The organism is Sphingomonas kyeonggiensis, assembly GCF_014204495.1.
In the GTDB taxonomy this organism is placed as follows: Bacteria; Pseudomonadota; Alphaproteobacteria; order Sphingomonadales; family Sphingomonadaceae; genus Sphingomonas; species Sphingomonas kyeonggiensis_A.
On sequence record NZ_JACHLN010000001.1, the window covers coordinates 611,825 to 628,256 of the forward strand.

At 67.2% G+C, this 16,432-nt stretch carries 16 protein-coding genes; 5 read left to right on the forward strand and 11 right to left on the reverse strand.

Features of this window, described 5'->3' with window-relative positions; genetic code table 11:
* Positions 1-158: 158 nt before the first annotated feature.
* Positions 159-1,451 carry a homoserine dehydrogenase gene (locus HNP52_RS02955; RefSeq protein WP_184162256.1) on the forward strand — a complete coding sequence of 431 codons (1,293 nt, stop codon included), beginning with the start codon at positions 159-161 and terminating at the stop codon, positions 1,449-1,451.
* Here the strand turns inward: HNP52_RS02955 and HNP52_RS02960 are convergent.
* On the reverse strand, positions 1,448-1,750 hold the full coding sequence (locus tag HNP52_RS02960; RefSeq protein ID WP_184162259.1) for a hypothetical protein: 303 nt from the start codon (positions 1,748-1,750) through the stop codon (positions 1,448-1,450). The two genes, HNP52_RS02955 and HNP52_RS02960, sit on opposite strands and share 4 nt — an antisense overlap.
* A gap of 59 nt (positions 1,751-1,809) precedes the next feature.
* Complete coding sequence (locus tag HNP52_RS02965) at positions 1,810-2,163, reverse strand: hypothetical protein (protein WP_184164942.1); 354 nt, start codon at positions 2,161-2,163, stop codon at positions 1,810-1,812.
* Between the two features lie 148 nt (positions 2,164-2,311).
* Between HNP52_RS02965 and glpX the strand changes: the two genes are divergently transcribed.
* Entirely contained in the window at positions 2,312-3,277 is a 966-nt protein-coding gene (glpX, locus tag HNP52_RS02970) for a class II fructose-bisphosphatase (RefSeq protein WP_184162262.1), read from the forward strand.
* 63 nt (positions 3,278-3,340) lie between these two features.
* On the opposite strand, the gene HNP52_RS02975 is transcribed toward glpX, so the two are convergent.
* From HNP52_RS02975 to HNP52_RS02985, 3 genes are read right to left on the reverse strand one after another with little or no spacing between them, the layout of a single operon-like run.
* Positions 3,341-4,099 (reverse strand): DNA-binding domain-containing protein, encoded by a 759-nt coding sequence (locus tag HNP52_RS02975; protein ID WP_184162265.1) that lies wholly within the window; start codon positions 4,097-4,099, stop codon positions 3,341-3,343.
* Positions 4,089-4,940, reverse strand: a complete 852-nt coding sequence (locus HNP52_RS02980; protein WP_184162268.1) for a DUF692 domain-containing protein — start codon at positions 4,938-4,940, stop codon at positions 4,089-4,091. Before HNP52_RS02980 ends, HNP52_RS02975 begins: the two co-directional genes overlap by 11 nt.
* A 13-nt stretch (positions 4,941-4,953) precedes the next feature.
* Positions 4,954-7,236, reverse strand: a complete 2,283-nt coding sequence (locus HNP52_RS02985) for a ferritin-like domain-containing protein (RefSeq protein WP_184162272.1) — start codon at positions 7,234-7,236, stop codon at positions 4,954-4,956.
* A gap of 205 nt (positions 7,237-7,441) precedes the next feature.
* On the opposite strand from HNP52_RS02985, the gene HNP52_RS02990 reads away from it, so the two are divergent.
* Together HNP52_RS02990 and HNP52_RS02995 are read left to right on the forward strand one after the other, a co-directional pair.
* Positions 7,442-8,185 carry a CPBP family intramembrane glutamic endopeptidase gene (locus tag HNP52_RS02990; RefSeq protein WP_184162275.1) on the forward strand — a complete coding sequence of 248 codons (744 nt, stop codon included), beginning with the start codon at positions 7,442-7,444 and terminating at the stop codon, positions 8,183-8,185.
* A 56-nt stretch (positions 8,186-8,241) separates the two neighbouring features.
* Positions 8,242-10,092: a CocE/NonD family hydrolase gene (locus tag HNP52_RS02995; protein ID WP_184162278.1), complete on the forward strand. Its 1,851-nt coding sequence runs from the start codon at positions 8,242-8,244 to the stop codon at positions 10,090-10,092.
* On the opposite strand, the gene HNP52_RS03000 is transcribed toward HNP52_RS02995, so the two are convergent.
* The gene (locus tag HNP52_RS03000; RefSeq protein WP_184162281.1) at positions 10,089-11,204 is read right to left on the reverse strand and encodes an NAD(P)/FAD-dependent oxidoreductase; all 1,116 of its coding nucleotides are present in this window, start codon (positions 11,202-11,204) and stop codon (positions 10,089-10,091) included. The two genes, HNP52_RS02995 and HNP52_RS03000, sit on opposite strands and share 4 nt — an antisense overlap.
* Before the next feature lie 55 nt (positions 11,205-11,259).
* Between HNP52_RS03000 and HNP52_RS03005 the strand changes: the two genes are divergently transcribed.
* Positions 11,260-11,706 carry a MarR family winged helix-turn-helix transcriptional regulator gene (locus HNP52_RS03005; RefSeq protein WP_184162284.1) on the forward strand — a complete coding sequence of 149 codons (447 nt, stop codon included), beginning with the start codon at positions 11,260-11,262 and terminating at the stop codon, positions 11,704-11,706.
* Here the strand turns inward: HNP52_RS03005 and HNP52_RS03010 are convergent.
* The 5 genes from HNP52_RS03010 to HNP52_RS03030 form a co-directional block, all read right to left on the reverse strand.
* Positions 11,703-12,359, reverse strand: coding sequence for an FABP family protein (locus HNP52_RS03010; RefSeq protein ID WP_184162287.1), 657 nt, complete (start codon positions 12,357-12,359; stop codon positions 11,703-11,705). The two genes, HNP52_RS03005 and HNP52_RS03010, sit on opposite strands and share 4 nt — an antisense overlap.
* Positions 12,359-13,132: an ABC transporter permease gene (locus tag HNP52_RS03015; protein ID WP_184162290.1), complete on the reverse strand. Its 774-nt coding sequence runs from the start codon at positions 13,130-13,132 to the stop codon at positions 12,359-12,361. The genes HNP52_RS03010 and HNP52_RS03015 overlap by 1 nt, the downstream gene beginning before the upstream one ends.
* Positions 13,129-14,079, reverse strand: coding sequence for an ABC transporter ATP-binding protein (locus HNP52_RS03020; RefSeq protein ID WP_184162293.1), 951 nt, complete (start codon positions 14,077-14,079; stop codon positions 13,129-13,131). Before HNP52_RS03020 ends, HNP52_RS03015 begins: the two co-directional genes overlap by 4 nt.
* A 121-nt stretch (positions 14,080-14,200) precedes the next feature.
* Complete coding sequence (locus HNP52_RS03025; protein ID WP_184162297.1) at positions 14,201-14,983, reverse strand: DsbA family protein; 783 nt, start codon at positions 14,981-14,983, stop codon at positions 14,201-14,203.
* Positions 14,984-14,988: 5 nt separating this feature from the next.
* Entirely contained in the window at positions 14,989-16,347 is a 1,359-nt protein-coding gene (locus HNP52_RS03030) for a M48 family metalloprotease (RefSeq protein WP_184162300.1), read from the reverse strand.
* Between the last annotated feature and the right edge of the window lie 85 nt (positions 16,348-16,432).

The window sequence follows — 16,432 nt, forward strand, 5'->3', positions numbered from 1 at the left end:
CTTGCTTCCCCTCCCTGAAAGGGAGGGGCTAGGGGTGGGTTAGCGGCGGTCGAGGCTCGATGCCTCGGCCGTCGCTTTCGCATCGGGCGCCAAGCTCGCTACGCTCGCAACCCACCCCCAACCCCTCCCTTTCAGGGAGGGGAGTGAGAAGAAGATAGATGACCGAACCGCTTCGTATCGCACTTGCTGGCCTTGGCACCGTCGGGGCGGGCGTGATTCGCCTGATCGACGCGAATGCGGCGCTCATCGCCCGCCGTGCCGGCCGGCCGATCGAAGTGGTCGCCGTCTCCGCCCGCGACCGCGCCAAGGATCGCGGCGTCGACATCACCCGCTTCGACTGGGTGGACGACACCGCCGAGCTGGCGCGCCATCCCAGGGCCGATGTGGTCGTCGAGCTGGTCGGCGGATCGGACGGCCCCGCCCTCACCCTCGCCCGCGCTTCGCTGGCAGGCGGCAAGAGCTTCGTTACCGCCAACAAGGCGATGATCGCGCATCACGGGCTCGAGCTGGCCAATGCCGCCGAAACCGCGGGCCTGGCGCTCAAGTTCGAAGCCGCGGTGGCCGGCGGCGTGCCGGTGATCAAGGGGCTGCGCGAAGGCGCCGCCGCCAACGAGATCGCCCGCGTCTATGGCATCCTCAACGGCACCTGCAATTTCATCCTGTCGAAGATGGAAGCGGAGGGCCGCGACTTCGCCGAGATCCTCGCCGAGGCGCAGCGGCTTGGCTATGCGGAGGCCGATCCGAGCTTCGACATCGACGGCGTCGATGCCGCGCACAAGCTGTCGATCCTCGCCAGCCTCGCCTTCGGCACCCAGCCGGCGTTCGACCAGGTGGCGATCACCGGCGTGCGCCATGTGCTCGCCGCCGACATCGCCGAGGCGGCGTCGCTCGGCTATCGCATCCGCCTGCTCGGCGTGGCCGATGCCGGCAGCGGCGGGCTGTTCCAGCGCGTCCACCCGCACCTGGTGCCGCTGAGCCATCCGCTGGCGCATGTGACCGGCTCGACCAACGCGGTGGTGGCCGAAGGCAATTTCGTCGGCCGGCTGCTGTTCCAGGGCGCCGGTGCCGGTGACGGCCCGACCGCGAGCGCCGTGGTTGCCGACCTGATCGACATCGCCCGCGGCGAATTCGGCCCGCCCTATGCAATGCCGGCCGCCGCCCTTGCCGCGCCCGGCGCCGCCGACACCGGCGAGCGCACCGGTCGCGCCTATGTGCGCTTCACCGTGGCGGACAAGGTGGGCGTGCTCGCCGAGATCGCCGCGGCGATGCGCGATGCCGGCGTCTCGATCGAGAGCCTGATGCAGCGCGGCGCCAATCCGGACGGCAGCGTGCTGGTGGCAATCGTCACGCACGAAGGGCCGGAGCGCGCGGTGGCGCAGGCGCTCGACAAGCTGCGCGGCTCGGCCAGCCTGACCGGCGAGCCGATGTGGATGCACATCCTGGGCGGTTAATCGCTCAGGCTGGTCTTCACCAGCGCCTTGCCCTTGCTCGGGCAGACCGGCGCGCCGGTGGTACCGCAGGCCATGCCGGTGTTGCGCACCGCATCGCCCTTGGCATCGGCGATCTCGGTGCTGGGCAGCGGCAGGCGGTAGCGCTGGTTGGGATCGACCCGGACGACCGGGATCGCCGCCACCGGCCGGGCGCTCGCGGGGATGCGCGTGACCCGCGTCACCCGCGCCTTGGCACGGCGGCGCTGCGGATCGATCGCGGGCGTGGCACCGGACAGGGTGAGGGCGACGAGCAACAGCATATCAGGACTCTCCGAAGCGGGTTCATCGCGCCCAACGCACGTCCCGCCGTCCGGGTCCCTCAGGGGGCGAGGTCGCGGCGGACATAGCGCACGCCGCGCGCGCTGACCGTGGCGGTGACGCCCACCGATCCGCAGCGCACGGTGAAGGCGCCCTGGCCGCAGGGCAGGCTGCCATCGGCGCGATCGAACAGCCGGTCGAGGCGGCCCTGATCGGTGTCCGGGCCGTTATAGGTCGCCTCCAGGGGCACGCGGTACCTGTCCGCCTCACGCCGCGAGCAGACGACGATCTCGTTCTCGTCGCGGGCGCGCCTGCAGGCCGGGCTGGCCGACCAGCGCTCGCGGTGCAGCGCCAGCACCTCGGCGGGCGTCGGGGCATGGTCCTGGGCAAGCAACAGCAACGCGATCACCAGCATCTGCACGTCCTCCGCCCCCGGATTTCGTTACGCTAGCGCCATGTTGTGGCGGAATTGGGAGCAGCAGCCGGCTGACAACGTTAGCGGCATCGACAAGCGCCACGGCGCTGCCTAATCGCCGCCGCAAGTCCAATCACCGGGGTACCCCATGACTCAGCTCAGCCACGCCCTTGACCGTGTCCTCGTCCTCGAAATGGTACGCGTGACCGAAGCGGCGGCGATCGCCGCTTCCACCCTGGTCGGGCGCGGCGACGAGAAGGCGGCCGACGCCGCCGCGGTCGAGGCGATGCGCGACGCCCTCAACAAGCTCTATCTCGACGGCACCGTGGTGATCGGCGAGGGCGAGCGCGACGAGGCGCCGATGCTGTTCATCGGCGAGAAGGTCGGCGCGGCGCAGGGCAAGGGCCCGGCGATCGACATCGCGCTCGATCCGCTCGAAGGCACCACGATCTGCGCCAAGGCCGGCCCCAATGCGCTGGCCGTGCTGGCGGTCGCCGAGAAGGGCGGCCTGCTCAACGCGCCCGACGTGTACATGGACAAGATCGCGGTCGGCCCGGGCTATCCCGAGGGCGTGATCGACCTCGCCAAGTCGGCGACCGAGAATGTCTGCGCGATCGCCAAGGCCAAGGGCGTGCAGCCGCACGAGATCATCGCCTGCGTGCTCGATCGCCCGCGCCACGAGAAGCTGATCGCCGAGCTGCGCGAGATCGGCTGCGGCGTGGTGCTGATCGGCGACGGCGACGTGGCCGGCGTGATCGCCACCACCGATCCCGAGACGACGATCGACGTCTATATGGGCCAGGGCGGCGCCCCCGAGGGCGTGCTCGCCTGCGCGGCGCTGCGCTGCGTCGGCGGCCAGTTCAAGGGCCGCCTGGTGTTCCGCAACGACGACGAGCGCCAGCGTGCGCGCAAATGGGGCATCGAGGACCTCGACAAGATCTACGACCTGACCGAACTGGCCAAGGGCGACTGCATCTTCGCGGCGACGGGTGTCACGGACGGCTCGCTGCTCGAAGGCGTCAAGCGCTTCGCCACCAAGATGACCACCGAGAGCGTGGTGATGCGCGCGCATTCGGGCACGGTGCGCTGGGTGAAGGGCGAACACCGGCTGTAGGGGCTGGCGGTTCGGCTGGTCCAACAGCTCTCCGACGAAAGCCGGGGAGCGGGTAGGGGTGAGTCAGACGCTCGCCACCAGGCCCTGCGCCACTGCGAAGGGTAGCCAGTTCGCCACGGCGGCATCCGCCGGCACCGCTTGCGCCGGATCGTCGGGCAGCAGCACCAGCCAGTCATATTGCCAGGGCTCGAGCGGCAGGCAGGAAACGCGGTAGTTCGCCCGCGCCACGGCGAGCAGCGTCGGATCGGGCCTGGGCGGAATCGGCTCGCCGCCGGCGAGCATCTCGCTGAAATCGAACGGCAGCGCGAGCAGGCGCATGCTGTCCGGCCGGTAGAAGCGCCGCGTGCCGGCCATCGCAAGCAGTTCGGCGATCGCGGGATCGATGCCGGGCCAGGCCGGTCCGGCGCCCTCTACCCCCCGCGCGCGATGGACCTCCGCCCTGGTCCGCTCGATCCGCGCCAGCGCGCCGGGTATCGCCTCGACCGCCTGGGGATTGCCCGGTGGACGCGCAGCATCGAGCCAATCGGCGAAGCGCGCGCCGAAATCGTAGAGCGTGTAGCTGCGCGACGGATATGCCGCGATATAGCCCTGGGCGAAAAGCTGGAACGCAGTCGGCCCGGCCAGCCCGGCGAGCAGCGGATATTCGCTCTCCAGGCACTCGACCAGCCGCTGGCGATAGCTGCGGGCATAGATATGGATGCGGTCCTCGGCGGTGAGGCGGTTATCGCCGCGGACATGGTCGCGCGCGCCCTGATCGGACGCGGCGAGGATCGCTTCCTGCATCCAGTCCTGGAGACCGGCGAATTCGGGTTCAGGCGGCAAGCGGCAGCCCCTCGCGCACGCGCCGCGCCTTCGCCAGCTCGGCGGCGACAACATCGAAGGCCGGGATATTGGCATCCCACTCGACCATGGTCGCGACCGGGCCGCAGCGCTGCCAGACATGCGCATAGAGCGGCCACACTGCATCGGGCACCGGCGCATCATGCGTGTCGATCAGATGGGTGCCGTGATCACTTGGGCCCGCCAGATGGACCTGGACGACGTGCTCGGCCGGGATCGCATCGAGATATTCGAGCGGATCGAGCGCGTGGTTGAAGCTCGAGACATGGACATTGTTGACGTCGAGCAGCAGACCGCAGCCGGTGCGTTCGCACAGCCGGGCGAGGAACTCCGCCTCGGGCATCTGGCTGGCGCGGAACTCGAGATAGGTGCTGGGGTTCTCGACGATCAGCGGGCGGCCGAGGAAATCCTGCACTGCGCGCACCCGATCGGCGACATGAGCGAGCGCCGCCTCGGTGAGCGGCAGGGGCAGCAAATCGTGGCTGTTCACCCCCTGCACCCCGGTCCAGCAGAGATGATCGGAGATCCATAAGGGACGGAACCGCTCGGCCAGGTCGCGCAGCTTGCCGAGATAGGCCAGGTCGAGCGGCGCGGTGCTGCCGATCGACAGCGACACGCCGTGGAACACCACCGGCCGGTGCGCCGCGACATGCTCGAACACCCGCATGCCCCAGCCGTGATTGTCGAGCAGGTTCTCGGTGATCGCCTCGAACCAATCGACGCCCCAATTCTCCGGGGGCGTCGACATCAGATGCGGGAAATGCTCCTCGCGCAGGCCCAGTCCGTCGCCGGGATTGGGCAGGCCGAGCCGGGGCTGCGTCATCCGCCTGCCGCTCCTAGGTCGAGGGCGGATAGGCGAGGCGCAGGTCGTTCGGCGGCTGCTGGACCAGCCCCTCGACCGGCTTGTCCGGATCGCCATTGACCTTGAAGGCGACGACCTTGGCGAAGGCCTGGAAGGCGATGTCTTCCACCTTATCGCCTTCCTTGAAGTCGATCGTGGCGATCTTCTTCGAGGAAGGCGCGCCGCAGCCCGGGGGGGTGGGCGTCGGCGAAGGTGAAGGGGTACCGCACAGATTCTTGTCGGCCTGGGCCTTGGGCGCGCCGCAGAGCACCGGCTTGGTGCTGCCGACCAGTGCCCAGACTTCCATCGTCCCCGACTTGGGATAGAGCTGCATCGCCGAGATCGGCACCGCGCAGCCCCCGAAGCCGCCGCAGATATTGTCGCTGGGCGCGGTGTACATCGGCCCGCTCGGGGTCGGAGTGGGCGACGGCGAGGGTGTCGGCGTGCCGCACAGGCCGCCATAGGTCCGGATCGTCACCGCCGAGCAGCCGCCGCCCTTGACCGTGGTCGGCGTGCCGCAGCTGCCGCTCGCCACCGGATTGGCCTTGGGCGCGTTCGAGGTCTTGGAAGACGCCGCGCCGCACCCACTGCTCGCCCCGCCGCAGCTGCCGCCGCCGCTGGTCAGCTGGACGAAGCCGCAGCCGCCCTGACCCTTGCACAGGTTCGAGCCGCGGCAGGTGTGGTAGATCGAAGTCTCGGCGCAGGCATTGGCGCCCCATTTCCCGCCGATTTCCTCGACATCGAGTCCCTGGCAGGCGTGGTTGACGATGTACTTGTCCGGCTCGCCGACGCCGACCGAAAGGTCCGGCGTCTTGCCGAATACCGCCCAGGCAGTCGACATGCGGTCGCCCGATCCGGCCATCGACGGGAAGGGGAAGGACACGGTGGCACCCGCCGGGTTCCAGTAATTGTCGAGCACGGTGGTGACGCCCTTGATCGCGCCGCACACCGCCTGGCTCATCTTCTGGAAATTGGCGGCCGCGTCGCCACCATTGTTGAGCGCATTGAGCGCCCCGGCAATCGCCTCTGGCGTGGGCAGGCCATAGGGGTTGTCGTTCGGATCATAGCCTTCGGTGGTGAGATCCGCGGCGGCCCATTTGCCGACCTTGGGCGACTGGTTCCAGGTCTCGAGCCCGCCGCTGCCGCGGATATCCTCGATCTCGCGGAAGCGGGTATAGTGATCGACACCGTCATTGTCGGCGCGCGCCGCAGCGTCTGCCGAGGGGACCAGCTTCCCTTCCATCGAATAGCTCGGATAGTCGGAGGCGAGGGCATCGCGGTTCGGGCAGTAGCTCGGGTTGACGTCGCCCTGGACGAGCTTGGCCTTCTCGTCGGTGAGCCGCTGGCCCTTCTCGTCATAGCGCGCGCCGAGCGTCGCGCCTTCGCCCTGATCGGTGATCGCGTTCATCATGTTGAGCGCCTGCTTCAAGGCGATCTCCGGATCGGTCATCGCGATCGTGGTCTCGAAGCCCATGAACTCGCGCATCGGATGGCCGGGGAAGCTGAAATTGTTGAACAGGTCGTTCTGCTGGCCGCCGGGGTTCATCACATGATCCCAGAGCCGCGTGCCGTCCGCGTAGCGGATCAGCAGATAGTCGCGGTAGCACTGGTACATATAGCCGATCGAGCCGAACATGATGTTGGCGTCGAGCTCCGCCACCGTGTCGTACTTGAACGGCACCTTGGGGAAATAGCGGTCCTTGTTGCGGACGATGTCCTGCTCCGCCGTCTCCTGCGGCTGCTCGATCGCGAGGAACAGCTTGATCCGCTCCTCGTCGAGCGGGCCGACATTGACCTTCACGTCCTTGAACCGGTTGGTGTCTGTCAGGTCGACGATGCCGGGGATCGCGGTGAGGCTGGGGCCATAGCAGGTCCAGCCATGATCGCCGCTCTGCAGCGTGGTCGCGGTGAAGCTGGGCACGGCGCCGATCGACGTGGCGAGGTTCGCCGCCATCTGCAGGTGGAGCATCTCCTGGATGAACACCGAGAAGACGATGTTGAACGCCTTCTTGTTACCCCAGCCCTTCTTGCCCGGCTTGTAGTCGGTGAAGGCGCTGGTCTTGGCGCCGGGCCATTGCCGGCCCTTGTAGAAGCTGTTCCCCTGGCTGGTGATCGGGTGCATGCCGGTGATCGAGTAGAGCGACGTCATGTAGAGCGGGATGGTGAACAGCTCGACATTGACCGCGGCCTGGGCGATCCAGCGCACCACCAGCTTGTCGGTTTCGAGGAAGGAAATAGGGCGCGCGGAAAGCTCGCCTGCCTTGTGCGTCAAATGCATGACAATATCCCCCAAGCTTCACAGATTACTGCGATGCCATTGGGTTCCACCAATGCAATTGCTCCGTCAATCGACGAAAGAACCGATATAGTTGGAAGCACTATTTGTTACGGTTGCCACTCGATTTACTTTCTACTTGCGTAAATTCGAAGAACTTGCCCCACCGTCGCCACCCGCTATCCCTGTTCGCATGGGCGGAGGGGAAATGACGCATGCTCTGATCGCGCCGGCGGTGCTGGCGGTGACGCTGACGGCGCTTGCCTGGCTGCACCGGGGCGGCCGTCGCCGCTTCGATCGCTTCCGGGGGATCGAGGACAGCGCCGACCGCAGGCGCACCTATCTGCGCTGGGCCGCGCATGGCTGCCTGAGCAATCTGGGCATCCCCCTGGTCGGCCTGGCGCTGCTCGGCCGGATCGACGCGATGTGGTCCTTTCCGGGGGAATTCGCCGCGCTCGCCTGGACCCTGCCCTATTTCTCGATGGACGACCCGACGCTCCTTCCCATCCTGCTGATCGGGCTGCCGCTGGGAAGCCTGTTGAGCATCTGGATCGCGCTGCGCGGTCCGTCGCCCCGGGCACGGCGCGGCTATGACCTTACCCCGATGCTGCCGCGCAACCGCGCCGAGCTGCTGGCGATCCTGCCGCTGGTGATCAATGCCGGGGTCAGCGAGGAAATCTATTTCCGGCTCTACCTGCCGCTGCTGCTGGTGCTTTGCGGGGTTCCGGACTGGGCGGCGTTCCTGATCGCCCTTGCCATCTTCGCCGCGGTCCACCGCTACCAGGGCTGGCTGGGGATCGTGCTGACCGGCGCCGGCGGCGCGGCGTTCACCCTCTTCTATCTCGGCGGCTGGGGCCTGATGCTGCCGATCCTGCTGCACCTGATGGCGAACCTGAACGCGCTGGTGCTGCGCCCCGCCGTGCGCCTGCGCTTTCGGCCGCGAACCGATTGACAGCGGCAACACACCGATTACCCCTCCCGCATTCGAGTTTCTTGGGGAGGTAAAACATGCGGTTGGTCAGTCTGCTCGGTCTCGCGATCGCCCTTGCTCCGGTCACCGCGGCACCCGCGCAGCAAGCGGGCACCACCAATCCCGACGAGACCCTGTTCGTCCGCGAGGAGGCGATGATCCCGATGCGCGACGGCGTGAAGCTGCACACCGTCATCCTGCGTCTGAAGAGCCAGACGGGCCCATTGCCGATCCTGCTCACCCGCACGCCCTATGGCGCGCCGTCGGGTGCTCCGCCCCGAATCCCGGCCAGCTGGGCCGCGCTGATGAAGGACGGCTACGTCATGGTGACGCAGGACATGCGCGGCCGCTTCGCCTCCGAAGGTGGGCCGTTCACCCTCTCGACCGAGATCAAGACCGGCAAGAACGCCGTCGATGAATCGACCGATGCCTATGATACGATCGACTGGCTGGTGAAGAATGTGAAGCCGAACAACGGCAAGGTCGGCATGTGGGGCGTCTCCTATCCCGGCCTGACCGCCGCGATCTCGCTCGCTCGCCCGCACCCGGCGCTCAAGGCGATCAGCCCGCAGGCGGCGTGGATCGATTACTGGAAGAATGACGACCTGCACCGCTGGGGCGCGATGCGGCTTACCTATGCCAGCGACTGGGTGAACAGCCTCCAGGCCGACAAGACCAATGACGGCATCGACCTGTACGATCGCTACGACACGTACGAGTGGTTCCTCAAGGCCGGCTCGCCCGCCGATATCGAGGAGAAATATTTCAAGGGCCGGGTGCCGCTCTACAAGCAGATGATCGAGCATCCCGACTATGACGAATTCTGGAAGAAGCAGGTCTGGTCGGACACGCTGAAGAAGACCACCGTGCCGACGCTCAACGTCGCCGGCTACTGGGACCAGGAGGACCCCTGGGGCAGCTGGCAGATCTTCTACAAGCAGCGCGAGAACGACCCCAACAACCTGGCGCTGATGGTCGCCGGGCCGTGGAACCATGGCAGCTGGCGCTCGCCGGGCAACGCCGTGGGGCGCATCCCGTTCGGCGTGGATAGTGGCACCCAGTTCATGCAGGAGGTGGAGGCGCCGTTCTTCGCCTATTGGCTGCACGGCAAGGGCAGCAAGCCGGACTATCGGATGAAGAGCTTCCAGTCGGGCAGCTGGCAGTGGAAGACCTACAATCAGTGGCCGCTGGCCGGCGCGACCAGCAAGAGCCTGTACCTCCACGCCGATGGCAGCGTGTCGTTCACCGCACCGGCGCAGGGCGAGGGCTGCCGCGAATATATCTCCGATCCCGCCAACCCGGTACCGTTCCGCGCGCGGCCGATGTCGGCGACCTATGCCACGCCCGAATGGCGCTGGTGGGAAGCCGAGGACCAGCGCTTCGTCGATTATCGCCCGGACGTGCTGAGCTACACCAGCGCCCCGCTCGATGCCGACCTGACCGTGACCGGCGCGATCACCGCCAGCCTGATGGCGGCGACCAGCGGGACGGACAGCGACTTCGTGGTCAAGCTGATCGACGTCTTCCCGGAGGACTACGAGAAGCCGCCAACGGCCGCGGGCGCCTATGCGCGCGGGCTCAACGGCTATCAGCTGCCGATCGCGATGGAAGTGAAGCGCGGCCGCTATCTCCAGTCGTTCGAGAAGGCGACGCCGCTGGTGCCGAACCAGGTGAACGACTGGTCGATCCCGCTGCGCGACCATGACCATGTCTTCAAGAAGGGCCACCGCATCATGGTGCAGATCCAGTCGAGCTGGTTCCCGATGATCGATCGCAACCCGCAGACCTTCGTGCCGAACATCTACAAGGCCAAGCCGGCGGACTACCAGAAGGCCACGCAGAAGGTGTGCTCGGGCTCGGCGATCATGCTGCCGGTGGTCGGCAACTAGGCGAGGACGCGCTCCCGATAATGCTCGAGCACAGCATCGAGCGCGTCGGGGGAGATGGAGAGGCGCAGCCCCTGGGCTGCGCCCTCCGCCGCGACGGCCGCGCGATCGGCCATCGCGACCTCGTAGCGCGCCACCGCTTCCCACCCCTCGCCCGAGAGCAACGCCTCGGCGAGGTCGGCGGCATCGGCGAGCGCGAGATTGACGCCCTCGCCGCTGAACGGCGACATCACATGCGCGGCGTCGCCGAGCAGCGTAGCGCCCTGGCACGGCTCCCAACGATGGCCGATCGGCAGCGCCACCATCGGCCGTACCGCCAGTGCATCGCCCTCGGCGATCAGCGCCTGCAGCTCGGGTGCCCAGCCGGCGAATTCGGCCAGCACCTTCGTGCGGACTTCCTCGAGCGGCATCGCCTGCCAGGCCTGCACGGTCGCTTCGGGGACGCGCAGCCCGGCATAGCCGCGGATATGGCCGGCGCCATTGCGCTGCGCGATCAGCAGCCGGTTGTCGCCCGCCGCGAACATCTTGCCATGGCCGGTCAATGCATCGACCCGAGGATGGCGCGCCACGTCGAAGCCGAGTTCGAACAGGGTCGCGCCCTCATAGGCGGGCACCGCGTCGGAGAGTAGCGGCCGCACCCGCGACCAGGCACCGTCGGCGCCGACAACCACATCGAAACGCTGCGCCGTGCCCTCGACAATAAGCTCCCAGCCCGCGCCCGACGGCCGGATCGCCTCGACCCGGCGGCCCCAGCGCACCGTTCCCGGCGCCAGCGCGGCGAGCAGGATGGTGCGCAGCGCCGTGCGATCGATCTCGGGCCGGTCATGGCCGGCGCCGTCATGGTCGAACACCAGCCTGCCGGCGGAATCATAGAGCCGGTCGCCCTGATCCTCGGGCCGCGCCTCCGCCATGAACTCGGCCTCGAGCCCAGCCAGCCGCATCGCGCGCTGGCCGGTTTCGGCATGCAGGTCGAGCGAACCGCCCTGGGGGCGCTCACCGGCATGAGCATCGCGCTCGAACACGGCGACGGCGCGGCCGCCCCGCTGCAGCAGCCGCGCCAGCATCAGCCCGCCAGGGCCGCCGCCGATGATCGCGATCGAAGGATTGGTTGTCATGGTGAGTCGCTCCCGTTACATAGGAGCCTATACATTAAACATAGGATGCTATTCAATGCCCGTCGACTTCACCGCCGAGACGCATATGCCGGGCCATTATTTCAGCCGGATCGCGCGGGCGATGGCGCGGATCGGTGACTCGCGGTTGAAGCCGCTGGGCTTCGCCACGGCCCAGTTGCCGGTGCTGACTGCTCTACGCGACGGCTCGGCGAGGTCGCAGGGCGAACTGGCGCGCTGGGCCAAGGTCGAGCAGCCGACCATGGCGCAATTGCTGGCGCGGATGGAACGCGGCGGCATCGTCCGGCGCGAGCCCGATCCACGCGACCGGCGCAGCAGCCTGGTGTCGCTGACCGAGGAGGCCCGTGCCAAGCTGCCTGCCGGACGCAAGGTCCTGGAGGAGGGCAATCGCGACGCCACCGCCGGGCTTTCCGAGGCGGAGGTGGCGACGCTGGTCGGGCTGATGCAACGCGTGCTGGCGAACCTCGACGCGCTGGAGGCCTAGGCGGCCGCCTCGCCCCTGGCCGCGAGGATCTGCACCCAGGGATTCGGCTTCGCCACGCCGACCCGATGCAGGGTGTTGCGGTCGTGATGATCGAACGGCCCCTGCCCCTTCACTTCGAGCGTGGTGTGGATGTCGTAGCTCCAGCCACCATCCTCGGCGAAGGCGATGTCGATCGTATAGGCGTCGGTGCGGAAGGCATATTCGAGGAAGTCGGTCGAGCAGATGCCGTAGCTGGTCTGCCCGCGCTTCGCCTCGACATGGATCGTCCTGTCGCCCGCAGCGCCCTTGCCGCTGGCAAGCAACACCTGGCCGCGCGGAATCGCCAGCGTCTGCAGGATCAGGCCGGTAGCCGGCTCCCACAGCCAATATCCCACCTGGTCGTGGAAGGTGATGTCCTCTTCCTCGGTGGTGATGTGGATATGATAGCGCAGCCCGTAGAAGAGCTGCGGCCCGTTGGCCTGCGGGTCGATCGGCACGCACTCGATCCGCTCGATGAACTCGCGCCGTTCCGGCCCCTCGGCCTTGGGGTTCAGGTCGATGCCCTTCTTCCCCTCCCAGCGGCCGGCGAGCGGCGCAAGGGGACCGAGGTTGGCGAGGGTGTGCGGATCGACGTCCTCGGGCTCGGTGAAGATGTCGAGCGGGAAGGGTTGCATCAGTTCTTGAGCCTGTAGCCGGTGCGGAAGATCGTCACGATAAGCCCAAGGCACAGCGCAAGGAAAGCCGCGACGAACCCGAGGCTCCAGCGCACGTCGATATCGCCGACATCGCCGAAGAAGGCCCAGCGGAAGCCGCTGATCAGATAGGCCACCGGATTGAACAGGCTGACCGTGCGCCACGGCTCGGGAAGGAAGCTCAGCGGATAGAAGCTGCCGCCCAGGAAGGTCAGCGGCGTCAGGATCAGCGCCGGCACCACGTTCAATTGCTCGAAGCCCTTGGCCCAGATGCCGATGATGAAGCCGAACATCGAGAAGCTGATCGAGGTGAGCAGCAGGAAGGCAAGCATCGCCAGCGGATGATCGACGCGCAGCGGCACGAACAGCCCTGAGGTGAGCAGGATGATCAGGCCGATCACCATCGACTTGGTCGCCGCAGCGCCAACGAAGCCAACCACCAGCTCGACCGCCGAGATCGGCGCCGAGAGCAGCTCGAACACGGTACCGGTGAACTTGGGGAAATAGATGCCGATCGAGGCATTGGCGACGCTCTGGGTGAGCAGCGACAGCATGATCAGCCCGGGCACGATGAAGCTGCCATAGGTGACGCCGTTGATGTCGGCGATGCGGCTGCCCATGCCGGCGCCGAACACGATGAAATAGAGCGAAGTGGTGATCACCGGAGTAGCGATCGACTGCCAGAGCGTGCGCAGCGTGCGCGCCATCTCGAACTTGTAGATCGCCCAGATGCCGTGGAAGTTGATGCCGGTCATGCCGCGGCTCCCTCGTTGGAGGTTTCGCGCTGTTCGACCAGCCCGACGAAGATATCCTCAAGGCTCGACTTGGAGGTATCGAGATCCTTGAACGCGATGCCCATCTCGCCGAGCTTGCGCAGCAGCGAGGGAATGCCCGTGCGCTCGGCCTGGGCATCGAAGGTGTAGCGCAGCCGCGTGCCTTCATCCTCAAGGCTGAGGTGCCATTCCTCGAGGCCCGCCGGGATCGCGGTCATGGGCTCGACCAGCGAAAGATCGAGCTCACGCTTGCCGAGCTTCTTCATCAGCTCGGCCTTGTCCTCGACCAGCAGCAGCCGGCCCTTGTTGATCACGCCCACCCGGTCGGCCATTTCCTCGGCCTCCTCGATATAATGGGTGGTCAGGATGATCGTGACGCCGCGCTCGCGCAGCTTGCCGATCATCTTCCACATGTCGCGGCGGAGCGACACGTCGACACCGGCAGTGGGCTCGTCGAGGAACAGGATGTCGGGCTCGTGCGACAGCGCCTTCGCGATCATCACGCGGCGCTTCATGCCGCCCGACAGCTCCATGATCTTGGCGTCGCGCTTGTCCCACAGCGACAGATCCTTGAGGATCTGGTCGCAATAGTCCTGGTTCGGCGCCTTGCCGAACAGGCCGCGCGAGAAGCGCAGCGCGCTGCCGACGGTGGAGAACATATCGACCGCGATCTCCTGCGGCACCAGCCCGATCCTCGAGCGCGCCTCGCGCGGGGAACGGATCGCGTCATGCCCGTCGACCAGGATCGTGCCGGTGCTCGGCGTGACGATGCCGCAGATGATCGAGATCAGCGTGGTCTTGCCCGCGCCATTCGGCCCGAGCAGCGCGAAGATCTCGCCGCGGCGGATCTCCAGGTCGACATGATCGAGCGCCTTGTGGCCTGAGCCATAGGTCTTGCTCACGCCGTTTATCGAAAGAATGGATGTCATGATGCCCCCGGCCGGGAAAGGACCCGCTAATTAGGCACGGCAATGCGGCGCGGCAACCGGTCGGTACAAAAATCGGATGACTTTAGATCCTCCCCGGCGAGGCCGGGGAGGATTTATGATGTCACTTCTTCCGCGCCTCGGCCACCGCTGCCGCGAGGCCGGCATAGTCGCGCATGCCGTAGAGCAGCTTGCCGCCGACCACCCAGCTCGGCGTGCCGGTCATCGCCAGCCTCTGGCCGAACTTGTGGTTGGCGATGATCTCGCCCTCGACCGCCTTCGATGCGATGACCTGCCTGGCCTTGGCCATGTCGAGGCCGGCCTTGCCGGCGGCCGCCTCGACATTGGCGGCGCTCGGCCCGTCCATCGCGAACAGCGCGTCGTGGAAGGCGCGGAACTTGCCCTGCTCGGCCGCGGCCAGCGCCCAGCGCGCCGCGACCAGGCTGTCCGGTCCCAGCACCGGATATTCGCGGTAGACGACCTTCACATTGGGATCGCGCTTCAGCAGTTCCTCGATCGCCGGCAGGCTGGCGCGGCAATAGCCACAGGCATAGTCCATGAAGGCGACCAGCGTGACGTCGCCGTTCGGGTTGCCCGCCCAGGCGCCGGCATAGGGCGCCTCAAGCTTCGGCCGCTCGGCGGGGAGGAGCTTCTCGGCCGCCGCCGCCGCATCGGCCTGGGCCTTTTCGGCATTGGCGCTCTGCTTCTGGTTGTAGCGCTCGACGGATTCGAGAAGCACTTCGGGATGGGCGAGTACCCAGTCGTGAATCGCGCGTTCGCTGGCGCCGCGCGCGCCCATTCCGGGGACCAGCGCCTGGATGCCCGCGAAAATGCCCGCGCCGAGCAGCGCGCACAGCACGAACGCGCCGGCCAGCGCCAGCGGCGACCGCAGAAGCCGTTCGATCATTGCCTCTATCGGTCCTTCTTCTTTTTCCGGATTTCGTCCCAGGCGGTCTGCGAGACCATGTTGAGGTCCTGCGCGCGCACCCAGTCGGCCGAGCCCTGGGGCAGGCCCGACATCGCCGCGCGCGAGCTCATCAGCGCCGTGCCGACATCGCCCATCAGATGCGCGCGTTCCGCAGTAGCCAGCGCGGTGCGCGGCTCGTCGCCCTTGCGATCATAGACCGTGCCCAGGTTCATCCAGGCAAAGGGATTGTCATTGTCGCGCGCCACCGCCGTCTTGAGCACGCGCTCGGCTTCTTCCAGATTGGCCTTGTCCTCGGTGGCGAGCAGCGCGTGGCCGAGCGTGGCGGCGATCAGCGGCTGGTTGCCCGACAGCGACGTCGCCTCGCGCAGGGGCACGATCGCACCCCTGGGATCGCCCGATTCGAGCATGATCTGCCCTTCGAGCTCGAGGAAATAGGGATCCTTCGGCGCGGCCTTGACCAGCGCCTGGGTCTCCGCGGCCGCCTGCTCGGGATAGCCCGATTTGTGATAGGCATAGGCGCGGGCATAATGCGCCTGCACGGACTGGTCGCTCGTCGGATATTTGGTCAGCGTGTCCTTGGGATCGCTGACATAGCCGCGCAGCTTGGCCTGGACGCGCTTGAAGCGGCGCTCGAGATCCTGGTCGAGCGGCTTGTTCCAGCTCGGCGCGTTCATCAGGTCCGCCTTGAGCGTCTCGACGCGGTCCTGCGACATCGGGTGGGTCTGGGCGAAGGGATCGACCTCGGGATTGGTGCTGTAATAGCCGTAGCGGTGCATCTGGGCGGTGAGCTTGTTGAAGAAGCTCAGCATGCCCTTGCCGCTGATCCCGGCGCTGTTGATGAACCGGGCGCCGGCGGCGTCGGCCGAGCTTTCCTGGACGCGGCTGAACGCGAGATACTTGCCGATAGCGGCGCGCTGGCCGGCCATCAGGATGCCGGTGCCGGCCTCGCCGCTGCCCGCCGCCATCGCCGCGACGCCGAGCAGCAGGCTGAGGATCGAGATGTTGGTGTAGCCGCCGTCATTCTGGAACACGGCATGGCCGCCGACGATATGGCCGATTTCGTGCGCGATCACGCCCTGCACCTCATTGGCGCTGTCGGCCGCGTCGATCAGCCCCGAATGGACATAGACGATCTGGCCGCCGGCAACGAAGGCGTTGATCGAGCTATCCTGGATCAGCACGACCTTGCCGTTGGCGGGCGAAAGGCCGGCCGCGAGGAACAGCGGCTTGGCCATGTCGTTGAGCAGCGCCTCGGTCTCGGCGTCGCGCAGGACCGACTGGGCGACAGCCGGCTGGACCCAGAGCAGCAAGGCGGCCGAGAGCAGGGCGAGGATGCGCTTCATGGGGCCTCGTATCCTCCGAATTCCGCCGGCGATCAATGGCATTGGCCGTGCCAGCGGCTCGATGAACCGCGTGTGAAGTCATGAA

Coding starts and splice junctions, on each gene's coding strand:
- HNP52_RS02985 (WP_184162272.1), bottom strand. CDS start 7,236: ATGCATTTGACGCACAAGGCAGGCGAGCTTTCCGCGCGCCCTATTTCC.
- HNP52_RS03030 (WP_184162300.1), bottom strand. CDS start 16,347: ATGAAGCGCATCCTCGCCCTGCTCTCGGCCGCCTTGCTGCTCTGGGTC.
- HNP52_RS03000 (WP_184162281.1), bottom strand. CDS start 11,204: ATGACAACCAATCCTTCGATCGCGATCATCGGCGGCGGCCCTGGCGGG.
- glpX (WP_184162262.1), top strand. CDS start 2,312: ATGACTCAGCTCAGCCACGCCCTTGACCGTGTCCTCGTCCTCGAAATG.
- HNP52_RS03025 (WP_184162297.1), bottom strand. CDS start 14,983: ATGATCGAACGGCTTCTGCGGTCGCCGCTGGCGCTGGCCGGCGCGTTC.
- HNP52_RS02965 (WP_184164942.1), bottom strand. CDS start 2,163: ATGCTGGTGATCGCGTTGCTGTTGCTTGCCCAGGACCATGCCCCGACG.
- HNP52_RS03015 (WP_184162290.1), bottom strand. CDS start 13,132: ATGACCGGCATCAACTTCCACGGCATCTGGGCGATCTACAAGTTCGAG.
- HNP52_RS03020 (WP_184162293.1), bottom strand. CDS start 14,079: ATGACATCCATTCTTTCGATAAACGGCGTGAGCAAGACCTATGGCTCA.
- HNP52_RS02960 (WP_184162259.1), bottom strand. CDS start 1,750: ATGCTGTTGCTCGTCGCCCTCACCCTGTCCGGTGCCACGCCCGCGATC.
- HNP52_RS02955 (WP_184162256.1), top strand. CDS start 159: ATGACCGAACCGCTTCGTATCGCACTTGCTGGCCTTGGCACCGTCGGG.
- HNP52_RS03010 (WP_184162287.1), bottom strand. CDS start 12,359: ATGCAACCCTTCCCGCTCGACATCTTCACCGAGCCCGAGGACGTCGAT.
- HNP52_RS02995 (WP_184162278.1), top strand. CDS start 8,242: ATGCGGTTGGTCAGTCTGCTCGGTCTCGCGATCGCCCTTGCTCCGGTC.
- HNP52_RS02990 (WP_184162275.1), top strand. CDS start 7,442: ATGACGCATGCTCTGATCGCGCCGGCGGTGCTGGCGGTGACGCTGACG.
- HNP52_RS03005 (WP_184162284.1), top strand. CDS start 11,260: ATGCCCGTCGACTTCACCGCCGAGACGCATATGCCGGGCCATTATTTC.
- HNP52_RS02980 (WP_184162268.1), bottom strand. CDS start 4,940: ATGACGCAGCCCCGGCTCGGCCTGCCCAATCCCGGCGACGGACTGGGC.